Genomic DNA, 25,608 nt, shown 5'->3' with positions numbered 1-25,608 from the left:
CAGATGACAAAATAATTTGCCACCTGTCACGCGATTATCTATTTTACCCTTGCATTTGGATGACTTTAATATTTTCTTCCTTTTTTATTAGAATTTCACCAAAGAAAGCTTTAAGCGTTTCAATTAAATCTTGGAAAACTTCATGCTCATGATACATGAAATCATTATGCTTACCATTTATTATATAAAGTTTTTTCGGTTCATTTGCTGCTTCGTACAGTTCATTTGCCTCATCAAGTGGATGTAATAAGTTTTCTTTTCCATGGGCAATGAAAAGCGGGACCGTTACATTTTTCACTTCTTCTTCTGCGTTCATGCTAATTATTGAGTCTGTAAACTGCAATACTGTCTGCTTACCAAATGGGGACAGAACGGCCAGTTCCTTTTCAACATAATCCGCTGTGGCCGGATCAAGCGGATAATGAATAAACGTACTTGCAAGTTGGGACTTCCCAGTTAATACCCGTTGTTCTCGATCTTTTTCAACCGTTTTCAAAATTTCATTCCATTCAACATAGGAATGAATAGAGCGTAACCATCTTTGGCCATTATAAAAACCATTTAGTGCTGCAACTGCCTTAACCCGTTTGTCTCTTGCGGCCACACGGACCACATTCGAACCGCCCATACCCCATCCTATTAATCCTATTCTATCTGAATCTACTTCTTCCTGGAGGGAGAGGAATGTTATCGCATTTTGAATATCTTCTACCTGCTCATCCAAAATAACGCGACCTTCTTCACCTTCACTTTTTGCGAAGCTCCGATAATCAAATCCTAAGCAGACATAACCTGCCGCTGTTAAATTTTCCGCAAATAACTTTGGATAAAATTCATTAAACCCTTGATATCCAGAATTCGGAATAATAGCCGGTCTTTTTTCTCCTTTTTTATAATCGTCTGGAAGATACACTGTGCCATCTAATTTGTAACCTTCACTATAAAATTGAATTTGACGCTCTATCATTTCCCTACCTCCAATAATTTTAATTAGCTTTCGTTACTAGTAATTGCAAGCAGCGTGCCAGATTGGAATTTGAACATTAGGATAAGAAAAATGGAGAAAATAAAAGGGAAATCTCAAAATTGTCATAGCAAAGATCTATTAAACCAGAAAATGTGTTAAAATTTTTTTACATGGAAAATTATTTTTATGACAAATAGAGTTATGAGCCGTCTATTGAATCTAACATGCATACAAATACTCTTATTAGCTTCAATTGCTTATTAAATTAAACATCATCAACTATCCATTCTAGTTTTCATATTTCTAAGCAAGTTATAACAATTTAAAATAAAAAACCACCATATACGGCAGCCTTCACTTATTACTTCAATTCTTTAATTATTTCAGCACCACAAGAGTTGTCGATTATACAGCGCCATGTACCCTTGGAATCCTTTTTATATACATATGTCGCAGTTCTTTCCATAGAGAATTCTTGCGTTTGATATTTACTTTGTTGAACAAAATCAACTTCTTTAGCTAATTGTTGTAGAGAAGATAGAGAGAAATAGGCGTGAAGTTCTTGAAAATAAAGATTCATTTCGTGACAGAAAAACTCATAAAAAACGCCATCCTTTCTGTATATTTCTACAAAAAGAATAGCGTTTTTTTAACTAACCTGCCCCTTTAGTTCATTAAGAAAAACCGAAATTAGATCATTTCGGTTTTTCTTATTAATAACGGTTAAACTCTTTTCAAAACAATACGACTTTTTTATAAACAGTACAACTTTTTTCAAATCCACAAAAAGCTAACTCTAGATAGCCAGTGGAATCAAGTGTACAACCTGTTTTTTTTCATTCAGTTAGTGATTTAATCAAAAAAGATTAAATGCAAATCACTGTCAGTCCTTGATTTCGCAAAAAATTCCGCTTCATTTCCACCATCAACAAAATTACCAATACCCCAGAAATACCCACATTTTCTTCGTTCTATATATCTTGTTCCTACATGATCATTATAACTATCAGGATCGTACTCCCATAATTCAACTTTTAACTTTCCTGCTGGACCCACGTAAGGATCGCGACAAATCTTATAATCTCCACCAGTAGAGGTATACACATGACTTTCAGCACCATTAGAATAAAGAGTTTCTTCTCCTAAGTAATCCCAGCCACTTGCAAATGTAGAAGAAGGAACCAACAACGCAGCTACCAATGCCACGACACTCATTAAAAACTTTTTCATGCTCATTCTTCCTTTCCCGTTTAGACTTGAAAAAACTATAATCCATATAATATGTTTCTTTGAAAAAAGTTTGATTAAAAATCACTTAGAATCCTTTAATCGAAAATGAATGAAGCAGTGCAACTTTAGGTGTTCTTCTACCCTCTGAATGTAAAGCGTCTCAAACAGCTCATGATTAACCTCAAAGCTAATCATTTGCTCTCCCACTATCTATTTTGATTACAACCGAAACTTCCAAACAAAAAGGCCTTCTTCACCGAAATTTCGGGACGACTTTTTCTAAAAAATAGCGCCTCGTAGTATTGCGTGATGCTTCTGATTTCGGTCAATTTTTATTAAATAGATTAGAAACGACTCCAATTTTCCCCTCTCGTTATGACAATTGTATATAGAGTTGCAAATGTTCGAAATGGTTTTAATATCCCGCAAGTACATAATTTCTAGTGGGCAAAGCCAACATATAGGGAGATAAAATTGAAATAGTCGAGGTGGGAATAATTTGAAGGCATCTGATTTGTTTGTAAGGTGTTTAGAGAATGAAGGGGTTCAGTATATTTTTGGGATACCTGGTGAGGAAAATACGGATCTTATTGATTCTCTAATAGATTCTGACATTGAATTTATCTTGGTTCATCATGAACAAGCTGCAGCTTTTATGGCAGACATATATGGCCGGCTAACTGGAAAGCCTGGCGTCTGCTTGGGCACATTGGGACCGGGTGCAACTAATTTATTGACAGGTATAGGAAATGCTTATCTGGATTATTCCCCTGTTGTCGCGATTACAGGTCAGGCTGGCCTTGATCGAATTCATAAGGAGTCACATCAATATGTGGACATTATTGGGGTTTTTGAGGAAGTAACGAAATGGAATCAACAAATTAAGGTGCCTCATACGATTCCGGAAATTATCCGTAAAGCATTTAAGACTGCAGTCATAGAAAAGCCGGGAGCTGTTCATATAGAACTCCCGGAAGATGTGGCGCTGATGGATACAGAAGGTGAACCACTTCCGGTTACACCAATGCCTAGATCCCGCCCAGCCGAGGAAGAAATCAAAAAAGCTGTCGAATTAATAAATCGCGCTAAAAGACCTATTATTCTAGCTGGTAATGGCGTAGTCCGTGATGAAGCTGCTGAGTCCTTACGGAAATTTGCAGAAGAGAAGCAGATTCCCGTTGTTAATTCGTTCATGGCCAAAGGAGTTTTACCTTCTGACCATCCATTGACCCTTTTTACAGTAGGGATGCAAGCAAGGGATTATGTTCTATGCGGGTTTGATTTGGCCGATCTTATTATCACTGTCGGCTATGATTTCGTCGAGTATTTGCCAAAATATTGGAACGTTGAGGCAATGAAGCCGATTATTCATATTGATGCCCGACCGGCTGAGATTGATGCCTATTACCCCGTTCAAGCTGAATTAATCGGAAATGTTACTGAGGCACTTGAAGCCCTGACTACTGGTGTAGCAAAAAAGGAGCTTTGGCCAGAAGTGAAAAAGTTAAGGTCTCAAATCATTGAGAAATTTCATTCTTCTGATGATGTATCAGGAAGCCCTATCATCCCTCAGCGAATTATTGCCGATATAAAAAAGGCAGAAAAAGGGAATGCCATTGTCATTTCGGATGTGGGCGCCCATAAATTATGGATTGCCAGGATGTATCAGCCGGAAAAGCCTAATCACACTATCATTTCTAATGGCTTTGCATCAATGGGTATTGCGGTTCCCGGTGCCATTGCGGCCAAATTGGCAAAGCCTGATAAACCTGTCATTGCGGTTACAGGGGATGGTGGATTTCTGATGAATGGGGTTGAATTGGCAACTGCCAAACGTCTGGGTCTTGCCTTCGTTATTGTCATTTTCCATGATTCAAAATTTGGCCTTATCGAGTGGAAGCAATTGAATAAATTTGATCGTACGAATGCGATTGAATTTACAGACCCAGACTTTTTAGGATTCGCAAAAAGTTTTGGGGTTAAAGGAGTGAAAGTAACCCACTCCGATGAATTGCTTCATGCATTAGAAGAAGCGATTTCGAGTCAGGAAATTGTCTTGATTGATGTGGATGTAGATTATTCGGAAAATGTAAAGTTATCGAAAACACTAGGTGATTATATTTGTAAATTATAAAGAGCATGTATTATTGGAGGAATGTCAAATGAAGAAAAAGTGGCAATTGTGGATCGGTGGCAAATGGCGGGAGGCTAAATCGTATGAGCCCTTATTCAATCCCCATACAAATGAAGAAATTGCACAAATCGGACAGGCTGAACCAGCGGATGCCATTGAAGCGATTGTTGAGGCAAATGCCGCTTTTCAGAAATACCGATCCTACCCGGCTCATGCACGAGCAGAAATTTTATTTAAAGCTGCAGCAATCATGGAAGAACGCAGTGAAGAGCTTGCGAAAATCATTTCTCTAGAGGCGGCGAAAACGATTCGAAATGCTCGTGAAGAAATGAATCGTACGGTTCAGACCTATCGTTTTGCTGCAGAAGCGTCCAAGAACAATTATGGAGAACAAATCCCGATGGATGCGGCAGTTGGCGGGGTAAACCGTTTTGGCTTCACGGTTCGCACCCCGATTGGCGTCGTTACTGCGATTACCCCATTTAACTTTCCCTTTAATCTGGTCGCACATAAAGTTGGTCCAGCTATTGCGGCTGGAAACTCGATTGTGTTAAAACCTGCCGAACAAACCCCGTTGAGTTCATTGGTTCTTGCCGATATTTTTAAAGAAGCAGGGTTGCCAGATGGAGTATTGAACATCATACCGGGCAAAGGGGATGTTTTAAGTGATGCATTGACGACCCATCCACATGTAAAAAAGGTGACTTTTACAGGCAGTGTAGAGGTCGGACACCTTATCCAGCAGCAGGCAGGCTTCCGTAAGCTTACCCTTGAACTCGGATCTAATTCGCCGTTCATCATTGATGAAGGAGTCGACATCGATAAAATCATTCAAAGAAGTGTGATGGGTTCATTTACGAATAATGGTCAGGTGTGTATCTCGATTCAACGAATTTATGTTCACAAATCACTATACCAACAATTTTTAGATCGATTCGTAAGTACAACAAAACAGCTTGTCATCGGTTCCCCACTGGACGAAAATACAAATATTACAGCGGTTATTTCAAAAAAATCATTGGAACGATTACAAAGTTGGATTGACGAGGCAGTACAGGAAGGAGCAAAAATTGAGTGCGGCGGTACAGTTGAAGGCAATGTACTTTTACCTACCGTTTTAACCAATGTAAATCGTGACTCAAAGGTATTTCGTTTCGAAGTATTTGGTCCAATTGTCTGCATTTTCCCATTCGATACGCTGGATGATGCCATCAATGATGCAAATGATTCGCGTTACGGATTGAACTCAGGAGTGATGACTCCGAGTATAGAACGAGCTTTTTATGCGGCGGAACGCTTGGAAACAGGTGGAGTCGTAATCAATGATATCCCAACTTACCGGATTGATAATATGCCTTATGGTGGCTGGAAGGACAGCGGAGTTGGCCGAGAAGGCGTCAAATATGCGATGCAAGAAATGATGGAGCAGAAGTTTATCAGCTTTAAAATAAGCGACAATTGAACATAGGGAAAATTATAAACCATTATTATATGAGACGGCGATATCTTAAAGATTTCGTCTTCTTTTTTTGTCGTAAATTTATGTTTTGATTGTAGCCGTTGTTCTTATTATTGGTACAATCATTTCTTCATTTCATCATCACTTCTATACATAGGCGATTTTTTACATACAGATGTAATCTAGTTGTAAAAGATAAAAAGCCACCAAATACGGCAGCTTTCACTTATTACTTCAATTCTTCAATTATTTCAGCACCATAAGAGTTGTCGATTATACCGCGCCATGTACCGGTGGAATCTTTTTTAAATACATATGTCGCGGTTCTTTCCATAGAGAATTCGGAGTCTTCCTTTTGATTGGCACTTAGCTGGGCTTTTGCCACAACCAATGCCGTATCACCCGTTTCGATTATTGCCATCTTATCTTGATTGACGATTAAACTATGGTTAAAGTATTCAGCGATAGCAATGAATGCCTGACGGATTTCCGCTTTCCCTTTTGCAAATGTTCCAGGTTTGACAACTAAAGTTGCATCCTCTGAATAGAACTCCATTAGATGATCGAAATTCTCATTATTTATTGCCCTGTCCGCATTTTTTATGATTTGTTCCAGCTCATGATTCTGCATATTCACCATCCTATTCAGCTTCATTTAATTGGACCGCTCTTATACCAATTGATGTTCGACTGTCATGATGGAATATCCTGCTCAAGAAGTATTTTTAATAAAAGTTGATATCCTATCGTATATCTTTCAGCTAAAAAACGTAAAGAAATCAATATGTCAGTTGCTGTTTCCATTGTTCTAATGAGGCAAGCAAGTTAGGCATTCCTTCCTGACCGAAATATTCCAGAGAAACAAAGCCTGTATAATTCCGCTTTCTCAATTCTTCGAGTAAGCGAATATTGTCAACATCCCCACTAAAAATGGGGGCTGGTTTGTTTTTATATCGCTCTTTATGATTGTAGTGATAATTTTTTAAATGTACATGGCTGACATGGGGGAAGATGGATTCCAATACCTCCTTCGGATTCAATTGATCAACGTATAAGTTAGCACCATCGAAAATCAGTTTTATCCGTGGATGGTCAATATCTTCTAAAAGCTTTTGAATGGCTTCGAGGTTATCAGCAAAAGAGTCATAGTGAATTTCTATTGCTACATCCACTCCATAGAGATCGGCCATTTGCCCTAATTTATTTAATTCGGTAGCGGTTTCCGACCATTGCTCCGGTGAGGCATTCCTTGATGCTATATGTCCTGCGAAAGTCCGTATTAATGGGCAGTTCAATTGATGGGCCATATCTAACAATTTTCTTGCTTGATTGATTTCGTTTTGATGTTCTTTTTGGTTCCAGAGTTTCGAAAAAGTCGTATATCCACTAATGGATGGTATTTGTAAATCATTATTTTCAAGTAATTTGGCTAACTTGTCCAGTGGTCCATGCTTCTCCTGAAATCGTTCTATATGTTTATTCCATAATTCAAGTCCTTTAACATCCGCTTGCAACGGAAGCAGCCAATTTATTATTTCCTCTATGTCCCATTCTTTAAATCCTGTAGTGCATAAACTCAGTTTCAATGTAATTCCGCCTTTCTCCTTTTATTTTTTCATTGTGATTTCTATACGCTGTACTTTTCCGAGAAGGAAGATATAAGCAAAAGCGCCAATTAGGGCCACTACGGATATAAAGGTTAACGCTGCTGCATAAGAATGTGTCGCACTAATGATTAAACCGACGATTAACGGAGATAATGCCCCTCCAATGTTTGCTACAAAATATAGTGAGGAACCCGTTAGGCCTACCATTCCTTTCGGGGCAATATCAGCTAAAAGTGCTCCGGTAACTGTTGATGCCATCCCCTGTCCAAAGAATGCTATCGCCATAAAGGTGATGACTATGTTTGGTGAATCCGTATAATTCCCTCCAAGAATCAAACAAGACAGTAACAATCCGACAATGATGGGAAGTTTACGTGCCATTCCTGTTGATACCCCGCGTGTCAGCATCCAATCGGAACATCGGCCGCCAATGAGGGTTCCTAATATGGCTACGATGTAAGGAATACTCGCATAAATTCCAGTTTTCAACATCGTCATTCCCTTTTCATCGATCAAGTAGGATGGAAACCAAGTCATAAAGAAAAACAAAGTAGTTTGAATGGAAAATTGCCCGATGAACATTCCCCAAATTTGGCGGTGTTTAAGCAGTTGGCCTATTCGGTTCCAGGAGAAAGGATGCTTCTCTTCAGTTCCGATCATCCCTCCGCCTTCTTTGATATAGTTTAGCTCTTCCTGGGAAATCCGCATATGTTCCCTAGGGTTCCGATAGAATCCATACCAAACAAATCCAATGAGAATCCCTATGATTCCGGCGATATAAAAAAGGTAATTCCAACCAAAGGTTATGATGATCCAAGTAAAAACTGGAGTCAGGAAGGCTAACCCAATATATTGGGTACCCGTATAAATCCCTACAGCAGTAGCACGTTCTTTTTTAGGAAACCACTCGGATACACACCAGGCATTAGTAGGTATGGAGGGAGATTCAAAGGCACCCAGTCCTATGCGATATGTAATAAGTGACGATATATTTTTCGCGGTTCCTACCATGAATGTAAATACAGACCATAAAACGAGGGAAACCGTATATACCTTTCGAGGACCGAATCTATCAAGAAAGTAGCCGCTAAATAGCATGGAGAAGGTATAGCTCCAGCCAAATACGGAAAATATTATTCCCATCATAGCCGGATCAATATGTAAATCGGCTTGAATATTCGGAGCAGCAAGCGAAATGATGGCACGGTCGATGTAATTAATACACGTGACTAAAGCAATTAGAAATAAGATGAACCATCGAACAGTTTTCTGTTTTCCTTTTTTTGATCTGTCAGTTACCGGTTCCGATGTGCGATCTTCTATTATTGCCTTTAATTCTGAGCTCAATATTTTTCCCCCTTAACCTAATGCCCAATATTAGTACATCGTTCTACTAAATTTTAATTTTATTGAAATTTTATAAATGCCAATATGTTTCCTTCCTTTACTTACAACATGAGTTTAATATTTTCAAGAGCAGCCCCTGGAACCATTGAATTGCAGGTCCCCTTGCTGCAATGTTAAACAACTAAGGGGATTGTATTCCGAATTGTGAATCATTTCTTTAAATAGTTACAGTCTTCTCTGATTTTACCTCTTCATTGTCCTCCTTGACTACCCTGTCAAAAGATCCATGTTTTTCTTGGACCAGAATATAACCGAACGCTGCGATGATACTTGGCAGGGCAAATGTAGCAAAAGCCACCTTCGGATCCATGCCTGTTGACAAAAGAAAGGCAATTAAAGTGGGAGCGAGAATTGAGCCAATCCTGCCGATAGCTTGCGAATAGCCCATACCCGTCGTACGGATTTCATGGGGGTAATATTCTGTGATATACGGATTGGCTAAGTTCATGGCACCAACAGTACAGGCACCCCCCATAAAAATCAGTAAATATACCCCGATGTTATTAGTCGTAGCGCTCAATGCGACAAAGGTAACGGCCCCTAATAAGAATAGTGTAACAAGAATTTTACGATGGCCCATTTTTCCAGCATAATAACCGCCTACTAAGGAACCTCCAATTTGACCAAGGCACAAAACCAGGTTAAATGAAAGGCTTGAGGTGATACTGAATCCGGAATCCTGCATCATTTTTGGAAGCCATGTATTTAATCCGTAAGCCATCATCAATGTACAGAACACAGCCACCCATATGGAAACCGTACTGAATGCCCGTTTGTTCGTGAATAGTTTTTTTACTGGAGATCCTTTTCCCCTCTGTTCAGCTTCACTAAGCCTGAAATCGTCTGTTTCTTTAAAATCCCCTTCTGGTTTGACTCTATTGAGGATTTCAACAACCTTCCCAATTTCCTTCTTTGCTAAATAGTAGGAAAGGGATTCAGGAAACTGCTTCATGAATATTGGAAGTGTAAGTAATGGTAAAATTCCAATAAAGTATAATACACGCCAATCCGTATAAGGAATGATATACATTCCCACTAATGATGCCATGATTCCACCGATTGAATAGCCACAATATCGCAGCTACAATGATGGCCCGATTTTGTTTTGGGGAATATTCAGTCATTAGCGATATAACATTCGGCATTAATGCTCCCATTCCAATTGCAGCAATGAAACGCATTACTGTGAACCATGTGAGGTTGGGTGCAATCCCTGCCCCCAAGGTAAATATGCTGAACAAAATCATACAAATGACGAGAACATTCTTCCGGCCATATTTATCTGCGATCGGTGCTAAAATCAGGGCGCCAATCATCATGCCGAATAAGGAATAACTGCCGACTGCCCCTGCCTGAATGGAAGTTAAATCCCACTCTTCCATCATCCAAGGCAAACCCACACCATACATGGCTATTTCATACCCGTCGAAAGCGATGGCATAAAAACACCAAAGAAAAACAAGTAAATGAAAGCGGTTAAATTTACTGACAGCAATGATATCCGAAGCTACTACACTACGCATTTTCCGCCTCCCATCATAAAAATATCGGTTTCGAATGTATTTTCCGAGTTCTAAAATAGAAACTCGGAAAATAATCGGAAAAATCAGATAATCTTCATTGGAATTGCCCATTAACAAAGCATCTTTAGTATTCTTATTACCTAAGGGAACAAAATCCTTCTTAGAAAATCTTCACATGTATATTCTTATCGATGATTAGTTTTTCACGACAGCCTTATTGAAAACAGGTTTATCTTGTAATCTAAGTTCAAAATCTAAATGAGCCGTATAATAATCATTTTTCAATCCTTTTTCTGCACCGGAATGTTTTTCTAACTTTGTAATTAAGCTTCCGCGAACACCTTGTGCAACATCATTTTCTAAATATTCATCGCCTTCAAAATATATTTGTGTTACTAATCTATCGCCATTTTCCGGTTGGAATAAGAGATGCAAATGTGCTGGACGAAATGAATGATGATCAATCCACTTTAAGAATTGACCAGAAGGTCCATCTGTTGGAATTGAATAATTACCCGGTACAACTGTTTTTATTTCAAAATTACCATTCGCATCCGTATAAAAAGCACCACGTAAATTATCATCTGGAATACCTTCAGCGAAGTATGAGTATTCACCGTTTGTATCAGCCTGCCACATATCTATTTTGGTATTTGACAACGGATTTCCATTAACATCTTTAACAGATCCTGAAAAGTAAAGGACGTCACCTGGTTCATTTTCACGTTGTGGCAACACTCCGGGATTTTGAACGACTGGCGTATTTTCTATGTAATAAGGTCCTAGAATAGTAGGTTCCGTTCCTTTTACACTTTTATACATTTCCTGAAGTGCATGAGTTTCAAAGAAAACATCCATAAATAACGGAATTTCCCCTGCCCTGCCTAATTGATCCATCCAATCAACAAGAGCTTGATAGTCATTGTGATCAATTTCGTATTCGCTAACTAATTCCTTGAATTTAACTACCAATCCATTATAAACGTCGATTACTTTTTGATTCTTCATAATACTTCCTCCAATTTTTTTAAGTTTTTATATTTGTTGATTTTCAATGATGGTACTGATTCCTAATCCACCTGCTATACATAATGTGATTAGCCCATATCTTTTTCCGGTTCTTTCTAACTCATGTATCAATTTGGTTGCTAAAATTGCTCCAGTGGCACCAATTGGATGTCCCATGGCAATGGCACCGCCATTAGAATTCACCTTATTCATATCAAGCTTCAATTCTTTGATTACTGCCAAAGCTTGTGCAGAAAAGGCTTCGTTCAGTTCAATTAAATCAATATCATTCAGTTTCAACCCTGATATTTGAAGCGCTTTCAAGGTGGAGTTGACAGGCCCAAGCCCCATGAAATTTGGTGATACGCCTGCTGCCGCTTGAGCAATCACTCTTGCTTTCGGCTTTTTACCACGCCTTTTTGCTGCTTCTTCCGACATAAGTATCAGAGCGGATGCACCATCATTTCTACCACTACTATTTCCAGCGGTTACCGTTCCATTCTTCTTGAAAACCGGTTTTAAATTAGCCAGCTTTTCCAGACTGGTTTCTCTTGGGTGCTCATCCACATTAAATTCCATTAACCCTTTTTTCGTTTTAATTTGATACGGAACGATTTCTTTCGTAAATATTTCAGTAGAAATTGCCCGTTTTGCATTTTCTTGGCTCCTTAAAGCAAATTCATCTTGTTCAGTCCTTGAAATGGAATATTTTTCAGCCAGATTTTCTGCTGTCATTCCCATCGTTAGCATCCCGTAATCTTCAACGGGCTGTGAACCTGGCTGGCTTTCCGTATTCGGATCCAATAACTGTCCATTCCCTGATTTCAATCCAAAACGGATATTCCTCATATAGTATGGGGCCGTGCTCATTGATTCCGCTCCGCCTGCAATGATTACATCCCCAAATCCGCATTGAATTTGTTGACTGGCAGAATTGATCGCTTGAATGCCGGATCCGCATTGTCTGTGTACGGTATAACCTGGTACTTCTACAGGAAAACCTGCCCGGAGTGATGCAACTCTTGCCAAATTTGACGCGTCTGAACTTTGTTTGGCTTGTCCCATAATCACTTCATCAATACTCTCTTTAGGAATATCCGCTCTCTTGATAACTTCATCAAGGACAGCAGCTGCCAGGAAATCGGCAGGAACATTCTCCAATGCTCCCCCTAATTTCCCTATAGCGGTGCGAACCGAGTCTATTATTACTACATTGCTCAATTTTCTACCTCCTGCTATTTTTATTTCTTTCTTCTAAACTATCCTTATATCTTTGGTGAGCTATTTTCAGGGCAACAATCACAGACTGCTGCGATGGAGCTAAAAAGTCCGTTTTAATATTCTCTATTAAGGAATCAATATCTTTACTAAAATCAAAACCAACTATCATTCGCTTAAAAAAATCCTGGGCCAAAGTTGTTAAAAACGTAAATTCTGCATTAATGATTATGTGACTTTCTTTGTGAATTTCCAGTACCATCCCAGCGTATTTATAATTTTCATACATGCTCGTATTTTGCGGTGCCTTCGCATAGGCCGTGATTAATAATGTTGGCTGTCCCATATAAAACTACATCCTCTCAAGATTACTTGCATAAACCAGTGGGTGTTCCATAATCCCCATTCCAGTTTATATTAATTAAAGACCTCTTGAAAAATGTTTTACCTTTTCCATATCCATCTCCATGCCAAATCCTGGACCATCCGGGATGATTATTTCATAATTCTCATATTTTATTTCGTTTAGCGTAATATTTTCTTTGAAAAGTAACGGTCCAAATAATTCTGTACCGAATTCAAATTTTGGAATGGTTGAATAAAGTTGTGCACAAATGGCCGTTCCTAATGATGATTCAATCATCGTTCCTCCATACAAACCAAAGCCTACACCTTCAGCAATCGCAGCCACCTTTTTCGTTTGGGTCATCCCTCCATGTTTACATATTTTCAAGGCGAAGGAATTACCTGCCCTATGTTTAGCTATTTGGAATGAATCTTGTAATGAATTCAATGATTCATCGGCCATGATCGGGACCTTAAAACGATTGGTCAATCTTGACATCCCTTCATTATCCCAAGCTGGCAGCGGCTGTTCGACCATGGAAACCCCGCCTTCCTGTAAAGCTTCAATGCAATAAATAGCCGTTGTTTCATCCCATGCTTGATTAACATCAACAGTAATGCGTGCTTGATCTCCCACGGCTTCAATAATTTTCAATACATGCTCCACATTCTTATATGGATTACCTTTGCCAATTTTCAATTTAAAGATATTATGACGTTTTTGGTGTAAGGATTCTTTCGCTTCTTCGATATCTTTACTCGTATCCCCACTTGCCAAAGTCCATGCCACCGGCAATGATTTATGAATTTGTCCACCGAATAATTCATAAGCAGGGATGTTTCTCCTTCTGGCTACTAAATCCACCATGGCTGATTCAACGACAGCCTTCGCAAAATTGTTTCCTCTAACATTTAGTGAAACTTCATGCATGATTTTGTCGTAATGGACGGGGTTTTTTCCAATGATAAGCGGGGCGATATATGTATCAATATTCACTTTGATCGCCTCAGGTGTCCCCTCACCATATGAAGCCCCGCCTATTGTCGCCACTTCCGCCCAACCTTCCGCACCCTCTTCATCCATGACACGGGCAAGAATGATCGTTTGTTCCACGATCGTATGCATGGCAAGCTGATGAGGACGAATTGTGGGTAAATCAATAATGTATACATCAACTGAACGTATTTTCATTTAATCCACCTTTTTAACATTTAATAGATAAAATCCGCTTCTGTTTTTGCTCTTACTTCTTCGATCGTTATACCTGGCATTAATTCAATCAATTTCAACTGTTTTTCAATTACTTCAAAGACTGCCAACTCGGTGATGATCAAGTCAACGCTTCTAGTGGAAGTAATCGGGTAGGTGCATTCATTTAAAACTTTACTTTTACCTTCCTTACTTGTATGTGTCATGGTCACGATCACTTTTTTGGCGCCAACCAACAGGTCCATCGCTCCTCCAACACCCATGATATTCTTGCCTGGTACCGCCCAATTTGCAATTTCCCCGGTTTGACCTACCTGCAAAACACCTAAGATGGCAACATCAATGTGTCCTCCACGGATCATTGCAAACGATTCAGCACTATTAAAGAATGATGCACCAATCGATTCCCCTACTGGCAACTTGCCTGCATTAACTAAATTGGGATCGATTTCATCTTCCTCTACATCAGCAACTCCCAATAATCCATTTTCCGTATGGAAAAAAACATTTTCATCATCAATGTACTTTGCAACCAAGGTCGGAATCCCGATTCCAAGGTTCACTATACAAGGACCCGTCAATTCTTTTGCCGCGCGTCTTGCTATCATATTTTGCATTAATTCTTTGTCACTCATAAACTTTGACACCTTCCTTCGTCAGGATTTTCTTTGCCTTAATAATTCCATCGACGAATAGATGCGGTGTTACAATCTCTTCTGGCGGGAGTTCTCCAGGTTCAACTATCTCATCCACTTCCGCAATTACGACATCTGCGGCTGTTGCCATTCCCGGATTAAAGTTTCGAGCCGTTTTATAATAAACAAGATTACCAAGTGTATCTGCCTTCCATGCCCTGATCAAAGCTACATTTGCTCTTATGGCAGGTTCAAAAATATATGTAGCCCCATTTATTTCCCTTTCTTCTTTTCCTTTAGCTAAATCGGTCCCTACACCCGTTTTCGTATAGTAACCGCCTATGCCAGCACCGCCAGCACGAATGGATTCCGCTAATGTCCCTTGTGGTAATAGTTCTAATTCAATTTCCCCGCGTTGGTAAAACTCCCCAATTTCACGATTGCTTGTAAAATAAGAACCAATCGCCTTTTTTATTTTCTTCTGGCTTAGGAGAACTCCCAGACCTTTTCCTTTCTCGCCTAAATTGTTACTGATTACCGTCAAGCCTTCTACATCCTTTTTGGCCAAACCATCTATTAATGTAAGAGGGGCACCGATCAAGCCAAATCCACCTACCATTAATGTATGACCGTTCTTCACACAAGATAAAGCTGCTTCTATATCTTGATGTACTTTCGTCATGTTTTCCCCACCAATCTCACGTTACTTATTTTCAATCAATGAATCACTTGCCTCAAACCAAGCAGGTATTCCAGCAGTCAATAAGCAAATCAGACCCACTTCAGCTAATTGTTCTTCCGAGGCTCCATTTAACCTTGCCGCCTCCATCCATTCCCCAACCTGTTCCCCTTTTAATTCTGTAATGAATATTCCTGTCATCAGGAGATGTTTTAGCCTTTTTGAAACCACTGAATCACTTAATATATAATCTTTGAGGGAGTTTTGGTCTTCCGATTTAACCAGTTTCAAAACATTCGAGACGAATCCCGTCTCCTCATCCCCTAATAGTTCAATCATATAAAGCAGGATTTCTTCTGCTGTTCCTTGATGGCCACTTATTTCGGGATATCGAATGCCTTTAAGTGTAAGAGCATACTCCAAAGACCTCATTCCTGTTTTTAATGCTTCTGTTCCGTTATATAAGTATGAAACTATTAGATATTCCACCAGTTCCGGTAATGTTGCCCCGCCATCGATTGCCCCTTTTGTATGGTACACCATACTTCGTTCATACAACCTCGCAGCATTCATGCCTACCAGTAATATATCTTTCTCCTTCTTCGTCAAGGCTCCCTCTTGCATGATGTTACTGCGTAAGTTGGTATAGTGATCAAGTGCATTGGGGCTATAATCGTGCATTTTTTGCACCCAGCCTGGTACAACGTCATAAACTTCTTTGAAATACAATAATCCCTCGCTCATTCGTCTGCACCTCTTTATATTAATTGTGAATCAAGTATCGATAGTGCCCTTATAGGTGAGGCTGTTGCATTTTTTAGTTTTAAAGGGATCCCGAAAAAAAGAAAGCGAGAATGCTTAGGTAATTTTTCAAGATTCACTAGATTTTCAACGATATATATATCATGGTTCAGTAATTTTTGATGAATTCCGCTTTCTGAGTCCTGGTTCAAATCGGCATTGGGCAAATCCAAACCGACAATATGTATTTGCTTTTCAATAAACCATTGGGCCACACTATCATCTAAGGCCTGCGCTTCAAAAAAGCCTTCTTCCCCCCATGATTTCCCCCATGTCCTGATGAGGACGATATCGTTTTTTTCTACATACACCCCCTGCCTGCGTTCCGCCTCTTCAAGTAAAGCTTTCGTAACCGGTTCATGTGTCGCTTTTAACATGCTTACATCCAGTATGAGGGCATCACCAAACATATTCTTCAGATTGATGTTTTCAACCGACTCCCCGTTTTCAAAGTAATGTGAAGGCACATCGACATGAGTCCCACTATGGTCAGAAAAAGAAATCAACTTGGAACGGTATCCTCTAGGAAGTGAATCAGATTTCCCCTTTTGTTCAAGAGGTTCATCTTTAATGCCTATTGCAGGTAAATCATTATTTGTAACTAGACCATCGTAAAGTTCCAATGTTAAATCAATGATTTTCAACCATAAAACCCCCAAATTCATTAAGCGTTTACATTATCACGACAAAAATGGCTACCCTAAACATTACTATCAATAAATGACAGCAGGTGTTTAAGGTAGCCAGTTGTTCACTAGTTGTTATTAAAAAAGGTTATTTTTTAATAGCTAATGAATAGGCAATAATTAAGTTTTTTATATATTCTTAATATTACACTATTTTCCGTTAATTTCAATATCTTTTTTAAAAATAACTACAAAAAATCAAATTCGTTTTAAAAAAGATTTTATTCCTTCGTTAATCTCCACTCTATTTTCAAACACCATTGTATAGTGATTACATGTAGAAACGCTCATTTCGATATCAGGCGTATATTTCTTCGTATCAGCATAGGCTTCTTCATAAAATAATGGAGGAAATTCCCCTATTTTCCCACTGGCATACACCAATAACGTTTTACAGGAAATTTGTCTACAAATCTCTTTAGGGACAAAAGAATAAAAACTATCAAAATCCCTAAGAATGCTATCTTCTGATGATTTATTCTCCCAGTGACCATCCACTTCATGAACCTCATACTCCGCCACACTTTGCAGGTGATCCGTCCATTTGATACCCAAACGGCTATAGATTTCCTTAATTTCAGCAATATAACTTTCCTGAGATTCATATTCTTTACTTAATCGGCCTAGTGATGGTTGTACGATGTCCCTTTGTTGTTGAGAGGAAATGGCCGCACCATCCAATAATATCAAGGCCTGTACCGAGGTTAATTTGCTGGCTACAACGCTTGAGATGAAGGCTCCCATTGAATACCCTATCAAAATCGGATTTTCAACCTTTAATTCTTGAATTAACTCAATTACATCTTCTGCATGTTTAAAAAGAGAAGACTGTACATCTGCCCTCGAACTATTTCCCCTCCCTCTTAAGTCAATCGAGATGACTCTGTACTCGCCTTTTAACATTTCTGCATAATAATGCATTTGCTTATGATTACCCGTTAAACCATGTATGGCGATGATTGGCCCTTTCTCTCCAGGATAATCTGCAATTTGAATTCTTTTGTTCCCCAATTCCTTTACATACATTTCCATAGTGACATTCCCCATTTCATGATTATTAACATAAACCAGCCAGCATATTTAATAAAAAAGGCTATCTTAACTTCACCATCAAGGTAACTTGATCGAGAAATTAAGATAGCCAGTCAGTTCATTAATTTTCATTAAAAAAGGGCTTTTTTTAATGGTTAATGAATAGGCAAGTTATAAATACATGTAATGATTCCATTTTACATGAAGTTCGGATTTTTACAATTATTATTTGATAATTTCGATTTCTCAGTAACTTAAAGTCGGTACCTGGGAATTTTATTGAAGGAGATCCCCTATGGTCTCACTCCAACGTTCAACAACTTCTTTAGGGTTTTTCAAGTCGATTTTAATTCCAGAGCGTATTTCAGCATACTTAGCCATATCCTCCCGTGCCTCTACTATTTGGGCGTGGAATCTTACTCTTTTATATTGGACATATGGCAGCTCTTTTAATCTCTCTAATGAAAGGCGAATATATTGTGCTTTACCTTTCCAAAACAAAACCAGTGTAGCTTTATGGGTACGAATGACATTGGCTGTGGTCGAAGTATCCGGCCATAGGCCAATCCTTAATTCCTTCCGGCTTACCGCTACGATCTCACCTACGCTAATCATTGCAGTATGCGGCCATCCTTCTTCACTTATCGTTAACAGCATCATGGCTTCATGCTGCTTGTCGACAAGTTCTTTACCATTTAACAAGTCGAATATCTCTTCTGGCATTTCCATCCCATTCATTTTTTCACCTTTTTCTTTAATTCCCTAGTAATCTGTTATATTTTGGTGCGATATTTCATTCCGTCCCACCGTTTCGCACCGAGAGTATCGATTTCAAATTGATCTAACGCACGATAAGCCAGATGATCAATGATATCGTTAACATTCTCAGGATGATTATAAAAGGCTGGCATCGGAGGGAATATAATGGTCCCCATTTTGGAAAGCGCTGTCATATTCTCCAAATGAATCGTATTCAGAGGGGTTTCTCTAGTCATTAGTAATAATTTTTTTCTTTCTTTCAACATGACGTCAGCAGATCGCGTTAATAAATTATCCGCTAGCCCCATGCGAATGGAAGCTAGTGTTTTCATACTGCAAGGTGCTACGATCATGCCATCAACCCGGTACGATCCACTTGAAATTCTTGCTGCTTGATCTTTGTAAGAATAGGAATGATCAGCTAATCCCTCCACTTCTTTAACAGAATATGATGTTTCATGTTGAATGGTGGCATGTGCCCACGGGGACATGATTAAATGGGTCTCCACTTCACTGCTTTTAAGCATCTGAAGAATCCTAATTCCGAAAATGGCTCCAGTCGCTCCTGTTATTCCAACAATGATTTTCATTAATTCCCCTCCTTACATTAGTCATCGAATCGAAGCTTTATGGAAATTTACGTATTGGAAAATCCAGGAACGAATCGACTTGGATCCACCTCTTTAAATTCGGACCTTTTAAATTCATCTTTTAAATGAAATGGTACTGTGCAGTCAAAAATGGTTTTACAGGAAATACCCTTTTCCTGAATGGTAGGACTGTATGCGGGATCTTGTGTAGGATCTAACGGGTGACAGCGCACTCCAGGAATGAAAACCGTATCAACATCACCTTGGTAACGAGTATTTAACGCCCATAAAACATCATTGCTATCGAAGGGATCCACATCTTCATCCACGATGAATACATGCTTAAGTTCAGAAAAGGCAGAGAATGCCAATAGTGCAGCTTGTCTTTGGCGCCCTTCATCACTTGGCTGACTTTTCTTGAATTGAAGAACAGCCATGTATTTACCTCCTCCTGAAGTATGGGCATAAACATTCAATAATTTGCCTGGCATGGACTTTTCCACCATTTGCAGAATGCTTGCTTCAGTTGGAATGCCAGCCATATTAACATGCTCCTCACTTGGACCAATAACAGTTTGCATGATTGGATTGACTCGGTGCGTTACGGCTTTCACTTTGATTAGAGGCAGATCCGCAACAGCTGAACCTGTATAGCCAGGGAATTCCGGCATTGCTTTTCCAGTATTGGTGTTTTGATCTTCCCGAACGCGCACTCCGGGAACCAATTCCCCTTCTATTACATATTCAGCATTCGCGATAGCTTTTTCATCAATTGTCAAGCATTGGACCAATTCTACCGCTTCTTTCCTGATCGCCCCTGCAACACTCAGCTCATTAAAGCCAAGGGGAGTCGTAGGTGCTTCAAAACAAGCAGCGACTTCAATAGCAGGGTCAACACCGATACTAATGGAAATTGGTAACGGTTTTCCTGCTTTTTCAGCCTTTTCACGAAAAACTTCTAAATGACGGCCAGGAACAAAATACATGGACATCTCATCTTTACTTTGTAAACATAATCGGTGTATCGTTATATCAGATTCACCGGTTTCTGAATCAGAGGCATAGCACATTCCTATGGTGATATACGGACCTGCATCTTCCTCTGTATTCGTAGGCGCAGGTATTAATTTTCTAATATCGAAACCGGGATCTTCTGCATAGTGAACCACTTCTTGAGCTTTCGCTTTATCATTCGAAATGGTGATTGGATCAATTGGGTTTTTTACAGCTTCATTTAAAAGGAACCCGAGCCGCTCGGGTTTTGTATCCAGCATGTGGCCGACTCTTTCCCGGCTGGCTAAAAGTCCGATTACCACGCTTGAATCTTCATGACCCAAAACATGATTGAAAACCATGGCAGGCCCGATTTTTGTTGGACGCATCACTGTCCCGCCAGCACCGACATGACGATACACGCCAGATAATTCAGCATGAGGATTGACTGGTTCATCCGTTTCAATCAATTGTCCTGGAATCGACTTCAGTAGTTCCAGCGCAGAACGTAAATCTGTCACTTTATTCATTTTTTCAGACATAATAAATCCCCCTGTCACTTTAAGATCAGTATCCTATGTATAGTCACATTCAAATAACCTATATGTTATCGGTTACAATTGATATTCTAAAGTGTATTTCTACTATACAGTCAATGGATATTTGAAAATTCAAGTAATTTTCTCTACAGGGATTTGCAGCTGACAAAAATCAACACTACTATCATTCTCGTAAAAGGTCGTATCCAATAAGCAAGCGTCCACAACGTCCCCAATAATTCTATAGTGATTTTCACTGATCCATTGAACCAATTCATTTAAAAACTCAATATTATATGGCATTCCATATTTATATACACAGGCATATTGCCCAGCAGGCAACGTCATCATGTTATCCATATCAGGATCTATAAAAGGTAATGCAGTATATATTCCCGCACCCTCGAAAACATCATCCATTCCAAGTTTATCCTTTAAAATAACCGTGCCAAATCCCTCAGACGGAAGCATTTCATGTTTACTTAATACATTCCAAGCTTTCATAAGCGTTAAATGTAATTCTTCACGGCACAAATCATTTTCAAATGGTATAAATAAGACATGCCTTTCAGGAAATTCTTCTATAATAGGTTTATCCAATTCACTTTTAATATTTTTGGCTTCTGAATATTTCATTAATCTCTGTTGAATAAATGTACGGGTATTCATCAAGGCATTTATTTCTTTATCAATGAATTCTTGATGAAATTCCAAAAGTGACATGGCAGTGGTTAAATTCCGATTTCCTATATGGTCCTTAATATCATTCAGTTTTATGCCAATCGACTTCAAAAAGCAAATTTCCCTTAGAAACGGAATCTGAATGGCACTATAATATCGATAACCATGTTCATCTATATGTACCGGTTTAAATAAACCGATCTTATCGTAATAAATGAGTGTTTGCCTTGAGATACTGTGAATGGAAGCCATTTCACTGATTGATAAGTAATTGTCCATATGCGCTACTCCTCTGCAAATACTTTTTGTGAATTTCCTTCTAAGTCTTATATCATATATTAATTTTTTAATTTCCCTCCTTCCATTCGGAGCTACAGCCGCTTGGAGAGGGTCAGTATTCTAAAGAAATCTTCAATCCCCTCTAACTTTACCATTTTTCCATTTAAAATGAATGGATTTTAAAGGTCCTGCCTATCGAAAAAATGGATCATATCAGCATCTTCATTAATTAGGCAATAGGTGAGAAAGTGAAATTCAATAGTATTAAATTTTAAATTGAGTATAAAAAATACTAAGACAGGGGGTTCCGTCGCTTAAGGATTAATGGATTTTTTCACTATAGTCAGCAGTAACATCATTACCAGCTTATATGTTTTTGGACTTAAACTGATTCCTCTGGAAGGAATAGCATTTATTCAGGGAATCGAAAATCAGACCACACAATACCCAAGAAGGAAACAGGAGTTTAAAAATACACTCAACTTGTGAAAGAAAAAATAAAAACGTGCCTATTTGTGGACACGTTTTTCATAGAAAGGAATTTCCTTTATCTTAATTTGCATACAATCGGTATTGATCGCTTAATGTATCTCCATTACCGTAAATATAGGCTTTAGATCCCGATGTATAGGAGGAATTGTCGTACTTCCATTTAATTCTGAGTCCCATGTTTCCGCCTGCGCCATATGTTTCATTGCCATTCTTCTTAATATATTGCGAGAAGCTATCCCACGTCCGGGGGCCAACCACACCATCCACTTTCAAGTTGTTTTCTTTTTGGTATTTCTTCACTCCCGCTTCTGTTTTTGGTCCAAAGATACCATCAACGTCAACCACTGCAGAATCCGTATAAAAGCCCATGACATTCAGGATATACTGCATATTTCTGACCTCCACCCCATGAGTGTCCTTCCGTAAAATAGAATTCTTATCCCAGCTGTCGGGGTGGTGAAAACCTCCAGCAGATGCTGAAGCTGTGGAAAAAGATACCCCAAGGGCCATTGCCAATACTACCAAACTAGTAAGTAATTTCTTCATAGCTCCATCTCCCTCTTTTTTTCACTTCCGAACTACCTTACTATTTCCCTTCAGATTTTATATTCCCCTTCCGACCGATGTCCTGTTTTGTCCTTGCTAAACAAACAGTATCCTTGAAATATCGAATAAGTGGGATTAATTTGCAACTGGGACATCTACGGTTTTTACGCATGTAAGATTTTATAATGAAATTAGTGAGTACAGAAAAAACTTAAGGAATTTCTAAATAGACATTATCCTTCTCTTTTCCTCTAGACGGATCACTTTATATGATGCATAAGTGAAATTTAACCCCTTAACGCCAGAAGGCCGCCAATTGGCGGCCTTCTGACGTTCAAACACCCTTTAGTAATATCGGATTCCCTCTTTTATTCAGACCATTATTCGTTCAAATATGCCCATGCATATTGGGCATAAAGTTCTGCACCGGTAGCAAGCGCTTCTTCGTCGATGTTGAATTTTCCGTGATGGTGTGCCCATTCCGTATCTTTTTCAGGATTTCCTGATCCAACTAAAGCGAAGCTTCCAGGTACTTCATCTAAATAGAAGCTAAAGTCTTCGCCACCCATTGTTGGCTTTTCATTATATATTGCGTCATCGCCAAACGCATTTGAGGCAACTTTTTGCACTAATTTTGCACTGTATTCATCATTGATGACAGCTTGTGTTCCGCGGTAGTACTCAACCTTTGCGGTCGCACCGTAAATGTTCGCAACATTTTCAGCATAAATCTGGAGCTGCTTTTCAATATGGTCACGTGTTTTAGGATCAAAGCAACGGACAGTCCCTTCAATGACGGCATTTTCTGCAATGACATTAAATCGTGTGCCAACGACCATTTTTCCAACTGTCAAAACAGCGGGATTTTGGGGGTCGACCGTTCTTGATACGACAGACTGTACGTTCATGACGAATGAAGAGGCAACAATAGTAGCATCGATACAATCCTGTGGCATTGCACCATGTCCCCCTCTTCCTTTAAACGTTACTGTAAAGATATCTGCTGAAGCGAATGAAGGTCCTTGAGTACAAGCAACCGTGTTTGTTGGCATTTGCGACCAAATATGTATGCCAAAAACATTATCAACACCCTCAACAGCCCCTTGTTTAACCATTTCCCTTGCACCTGTTGCCACTTCTTCAGCTGGTTGAAATATTAATCGCACATTCCCAGGTAATTCTTCTTTTATTACGTTTAGTGCCTTAGCTGCAATTAATAGCATTGAAGTGTGCGCATCATGACCACATGCATGCATTTTCCCTTCTTCTTTTGAAGCATACGGCAAGTCTTTATTTAATTCTTCAACAGAAAGGGCGTCCATATCTGCTCTTAATGCTACCGTCTTTCCTGCCTTACCGCCTTTAATTTCTGCAATGACACCTGTTGGTTCCGCTTTTCGATAAGTAATCCCTAATTTTTCAAGGTAGTCACAAACAAAGGCAGTTGTATTTTCTTCTTCCCATGATAACTCAGGTTCGCTATGAAGTTTTCTGCGTATTTCTGTTAATTCATCACTATAATTTTGAATCGCTTCTTTTATCGTTTGATTAATCATTCTTATTCTACCTCCGTTAAACATTTAGCCACTTCGTAAAATATTTGCACTCCATTTGCCAAATGACTTGCATCAGACCATTCCTCTGGACAATGACTTAGTCCTGCTTTACTTGGAACAAAAAGCATGCCAACTTCAGTCACATCTGAAAAAACCATCGCATCATGACCTGCTCCACTATCAATGGAACAGTATGGAATTTCCAAATCAGAACTTTTATCTTTTAATAAATCCTTAATCTCATTACTCAATATCTTTGGCGGCATATACAACAGCTGTTCCGCCGTTGTATGGATCCCCTGTACCTGATAGGATTCGATTAATTCTTTCATCCGCCTGATGACATTGTTAATATGTTCTTCCTTGCTTGATCGAATATCTACCGAAAATACCACTTTATTCGGTATGACGTTTGCTCCATTTGGTAAAACATCTAGTCGTCCTGTCGTTATAACCGTTCCTTCTCCTTCCTCAATTGCAAAGCTCGGTAATTGAGAAATAATTTGAGCGGCAGCAACCAATGCGTCCGTACGGCGATCCATTGGGGTTGTGCCTGCATGTCCTGCCTTTCCTTCAATGGTTACTTCAAATTGAGTTAAACCAACAATAGCTTCTACAACACCAATGGGGATATTCTTCTCTTCAAGGATTGGTCCTTGTTCTATATGCAATTCGAGAAATGCTTTAATGCTATTGGGATTTCTTCTTTTCGGAAGAGAGAAATCCAGTCCAACTTTTGACATCGCTTCAATGGTTGTGATACCATCTTTATCCTTTAAATTTTTAAAACTTTCCTCACTAAGCGTTCCCACTATTCCTCTCGACCCCATTAGCCCTCCGCCAAAACGAGCTCCTTCTTCTTCAATCAGGGCAACGATTTCCAATGGATATTTAGGTGTTAATTGATTTTCTGAAAATAGGGCAGCCACTTCAAGTGCGACAATTACACCTGCTGGTCCGTCATACGCACCGCCATTTGGTACGGAATCAAAATGTGAACCTAACAGAACGCTTGGTGCATCTTTTAAAGTACCCTCAAGCTTTCCAAAAATATTTCCAAATCCATCTTCCTGTACTGTCAGGCCGTAATCCATCATTTTATTTTTTATATAATTACGTGTAAGCAAGTCTTCCTTGCTATACGTAAGCCGGGTAGTCCCTTCTCCGGGTGTTGATGTAAATTCGCCCAAATCACTTATTTGCTTTTCTATACGTTCGCTAAGACTCACTTA

24 protein-coding genes and 1 pseudogene are annotated in these 25,608 nt (G+C 39.1%); 2 read left to right on the top strand and 23 right to left on the bottom strand.

Annotation, left to right across the window (positions count from 1 at the left end; all coding sequences use genetic code 11):
• Positions 1-43 precede the first annotated feature (43 nt).
• The 3 genes from ACSR9O_RS05490 to ACSR9O_RS05480 form a co-directional block, all read right to left on the bottom strand.
• Positions 44-967: an alpha/beta hydrolase gene (locus ACSR9O_RS05490; protein WP_491724088.1), complete on the bottom strand. Its 924-nt coding sequence runs from the start codon at positions 965-967 to the stop codon at positions 44-46.
• A 361-nt stretch (positions 968-1,328) separates the two neighbouring features.
• Entirely contained in the window at positions 1,329-1,547 is a 219-nt protein-coding gene (locus tag ACSR9O_RS05485; RefSeq protein ID WP_491724087.1) for a hypothetical protein, read from the bottom strand.
• Positions 1,548-1,819: 272 nt separating this feature from the next.
• Positions 1,820-2,197, bottom strand: coding sequence for a YndA family protein (locus ACSR9O_RS05480; RefSeq protein WP_491724086.1), 378 nt, complete (start codon positions 2,195-2,197; stop codon positions 1,820-1,822).
• A 499-nt stretch (positions 2,198-2,696) separates the two neighbouring features.
• Here ACSR9O_RS05480 and ACSR9O_RS05475 point away from each other — a divergent pair, with 499 nt between their 5' ends.
• Both ACSR9O_RS05475 and ACSR9O_RS05470 read left to right on the top strand, forming a co-directional pair.
• On the top strand, positions 2,697-4,331 hold the full coding sequence (locus ACSR9O_RS05475; protein WP_101221744.1) for an acetolactate synthase large subunit: 1,635 nt from the start codon (positions 2,697-2,699) through the stop codon (positions 4,329-4,331).
• Positions 4,332-4,359: 28 nt separating this feature from the next.
• Entirely contained in the window at positions 4,360-5,793 is a 1,434-nt protein-coding gene (locus tag ACSR9O_RS05470) for an aldehyde dehydrogenase family protein (protein ID WP_491724085.1), read from the top strand.
• A gap of 226 nt (positions 5,794-6,019) precedes the next feature.
• On the opposite strand, the gene ACSR9O_RS05465 is transcribed toward ACSR9O_RS05470, so the two are convergent.
• From ACSR9O_RS05465 to ACSR9O_RS05370, 20 genes and pseudogenes are all read right to left on the bottom strand, one after another.
• Positions 6,020-6,421, bottom strand: a complete 402-nt coding sequence (locus ACSR9O_RS05465; RefSeq protein WP_491724084.1) for a YybH family protein — start codon at positions 6,419-6,421, stop codon at positions 6,020-6,022.
• Between the two features lie 148 nt (positions 6,422-6,569).
• On the bottom strand, positions 6,570-7,376 hold the full coding sequence (locus ACSR9O_RS05460; RefSeq protein WP_157830963.1) for a sugar phosphate isomerase/epimerase family protein: 807 nt from the start codon (positions 7,374-7,376) through the stop codon (positions 6,570-6,572).
• Positions 7,377-7,397: 21 nt separating this feature from the next.
• Complete coding sequence (locus ACSR9O_RS05455; RefSeq protein WP_260357312.1) at positions 7,398-8,744, bottom strand: MFS transporter; 1,347 nt, start codon at positions 8,742-8,744, stop codon at positions 7,398-7,400.
• A 217-nt stretch (positions 8,745-8,961) separates the two neighbouring features.
• Positions 8,962-10,186 (bottom strand): annotated as a pseudogene (locus ACSR9O_RS05450) (MFS transporter).
• 336 nt (positions 10,187-10,522) lie between these two features.
• Positions 10,523-11,335, bottom strand: coding sequence for a dioxygenase family protein (locus ACSR9O_RS05445; protein ID WP_260357309.1), 813 nt, complete (start codon positions 11,333-11,335; stop codon positions 10,523-10,525).
• Between the two features lie 27 nt (positions 11,336-11,362).
• Complete coding sequence (locus tag ACSR9O_RS05440) at positions 11,363-12,556, bottom strand: thiolase family protein (RefSeq protein ID WP_491724083.1); 1,194 nt, start codon at positions 12,554-12,556, stop codon at positions 11,363-11,365.
• Positions 12,557-12,560: 4 nt separating this feature from the next.
• On the bottom strand, positions 12,561-12,899 hold the full coding sequence (locus tag ACSR9O_RS05435; protein WP_048687694.1) for a DUF3870 domain-containing protein: 339 nt from the start codon (positions 12,897-12,899) through the stop codon (positions 12,561-12,563).
• Between the two features lie 75 nt (positions 12,900-12,974).
• Entirely contained in the window at positions 12,975-14,090 is a 1,116-nt protein-coding gene (locus ACSR9O_RS05430) for a muconate cycloisomerase family protein (protein ID WP_260357306.1), read from the bottom strand.
• Positions 14,091-14,110: 20 nt separating this feature from the next.
• The gene (locus ACSR9O_RS05425; RefSeq protein WP_101221736.1) at positions 14,111-14,743 is read right to left on the bottom strand and encodes a 3-oxoacid CoA-transferase subunit B; all 633 of its coding nucleotides are present in this window, start codon (positions 14,741-14,743) and stop codon (positions 14,111-14,113) included.
• Positions 14,736-15,425, bottom strand: coding sequence for a CoA transferase subunit A (locus tag ACSR9O_RS05420; protein WP_491724082.1), 690 nt, complete (start codon positions 15,423-15,425; stop codon positions 14,736-14,738). The genes ACSR9O_RS05425 and ACSR9O_RS05420 overlap by 8 nt, the downstream gene beginning before the upstream one ends.
• Before the next feature lie 21 nt (positions 15,426-15,446).
• Positions 15,447-16,166: a carboxymuconolactone decarboxylase family protein gene (locus tag ACSR9O_RS05415; RefSeq protein WP_491724081.1), complete on the bottom strand. Its 720-nt coding sequence runs from the start codon at positions 16,164-16,166 to the stop codon at positions 15,447-15,449.
• Positions 16,167-16,180: 14 nt separating this feature from the next.
• Complete coding sequence (locus tag ACSR9O_RS05410) at positions 16,181-16,867, bottom strand: cyclase family protein (RefSeq protein WP_157830962.1); 687 nt, start codon at positions 16,865-16,867, stop codon at positions 16,181-16,183.
• A 240-nt stretch (positions 16,868-17,107) separates the two neighbouring features.
• Positions 17,108-17,956 (bottom strand): alpha/beta fold hydrolase, encoded by an 849-nt coding sequence (locus ACSR9O_RS05405; RefSeq protein ID WP_491724080.1) that lies wholly within the window; start codon positions 17,954-17,956, stop codon positions 17,108-17,110.
• Positions 17,957-18,217: 261 nt separating this feature from the next.
• Complete coding sequence (locus ACSR9O_RS05400; protein WP_230176501.1) at positions 18,218-18,679, bottom strand: pyridoxamine 5'-phosphate oxidase family protein; 462 nt, start codon at positions 18,677-18,679, stop codon at positions 18,218-18,220.
• Between the two features lie 35 nt (positions 18,680-18,714).
• Positions 18,715-19,290 (bottom strand): non-oxidative hydroxyarylic acid decarboxylases subunit B, encoded by a 576-nt coding sequence (locus tag ACSR9O_RS05395; protein ID WP_101221732.1) that lies wholly within the window; start codon positions 19,288-19,290, stop codon positions 18,715-18,717.
• Positions 19,291-19,337: 47 nt separating this feature from the next.
• Complete coding sequence (locus ACSR9O_RS05390; protein WP_230176502.1) at positions 19,338-20,825, bottom strand: UbiD family decarboxylase; 1,488 nt, start codon at positions 20,823-20,825, stop codon at positions 19,338-19,340.
• A gap of 129 nt (positions 20,826-20,954) precedes the next feature.
• Positions 20,955-21,782, bottom strand: a complete 828-nt coding sequence (locus ACSR9O_RS05385) for a MerR family transcriptional regulator (protein ID WP_101221730.1) — start codon at positions 21,780-21,782, stop codon at positions 20,955-20,957.
• Between the two features lie 552 nt (positions 21,783-22,334).
• Positions 22,335-22,820: a peptidoglycan-binding domain-containing protein gene (locus tag ACSR9O_RS05380; protein WP_230176504.1), complete on the bottom strand. Its 486-nt coding sequence runs from the start codon at positions 22,818-22,820 to the stop codon at positions 22,335-22,337.
• Positions 22,821-23,200: 380 nt separating this feature from the next.
• On the bottom strand, positions 23,201-24,376 hold the full coding sequence (locus ACSR9O_RS05375) for a M20 family metallopeptidase (protein WP_101221700.1): 1,176 nt from the start codon (positions 24,374-24,376) through the stop codon (positions 23,201-23,203).
• Positions 24,377-24,378: 2 nt separating this feature from the next.
• Entirely contained in the window at positions 24,379-25,605 is a 1,227-nt protein-coding gene (locus tag ACSR9O_RS05370) for a Zn-dependent hydrolase (RefSeq protein ID WP_101221699.1), read from the bottom strand.
• Between the last annotated feature and the right edge of the window lie 3 nt (positions 25,606-25,608).

Source organism: Peribacillus sp. B65 (assembly GCF_058513295.1).
The sequence above is the reverse complement of the archived record's forward strand: the minus strand, read 5'-3'. Positions and strand labels throughout refer to the sequence as shown.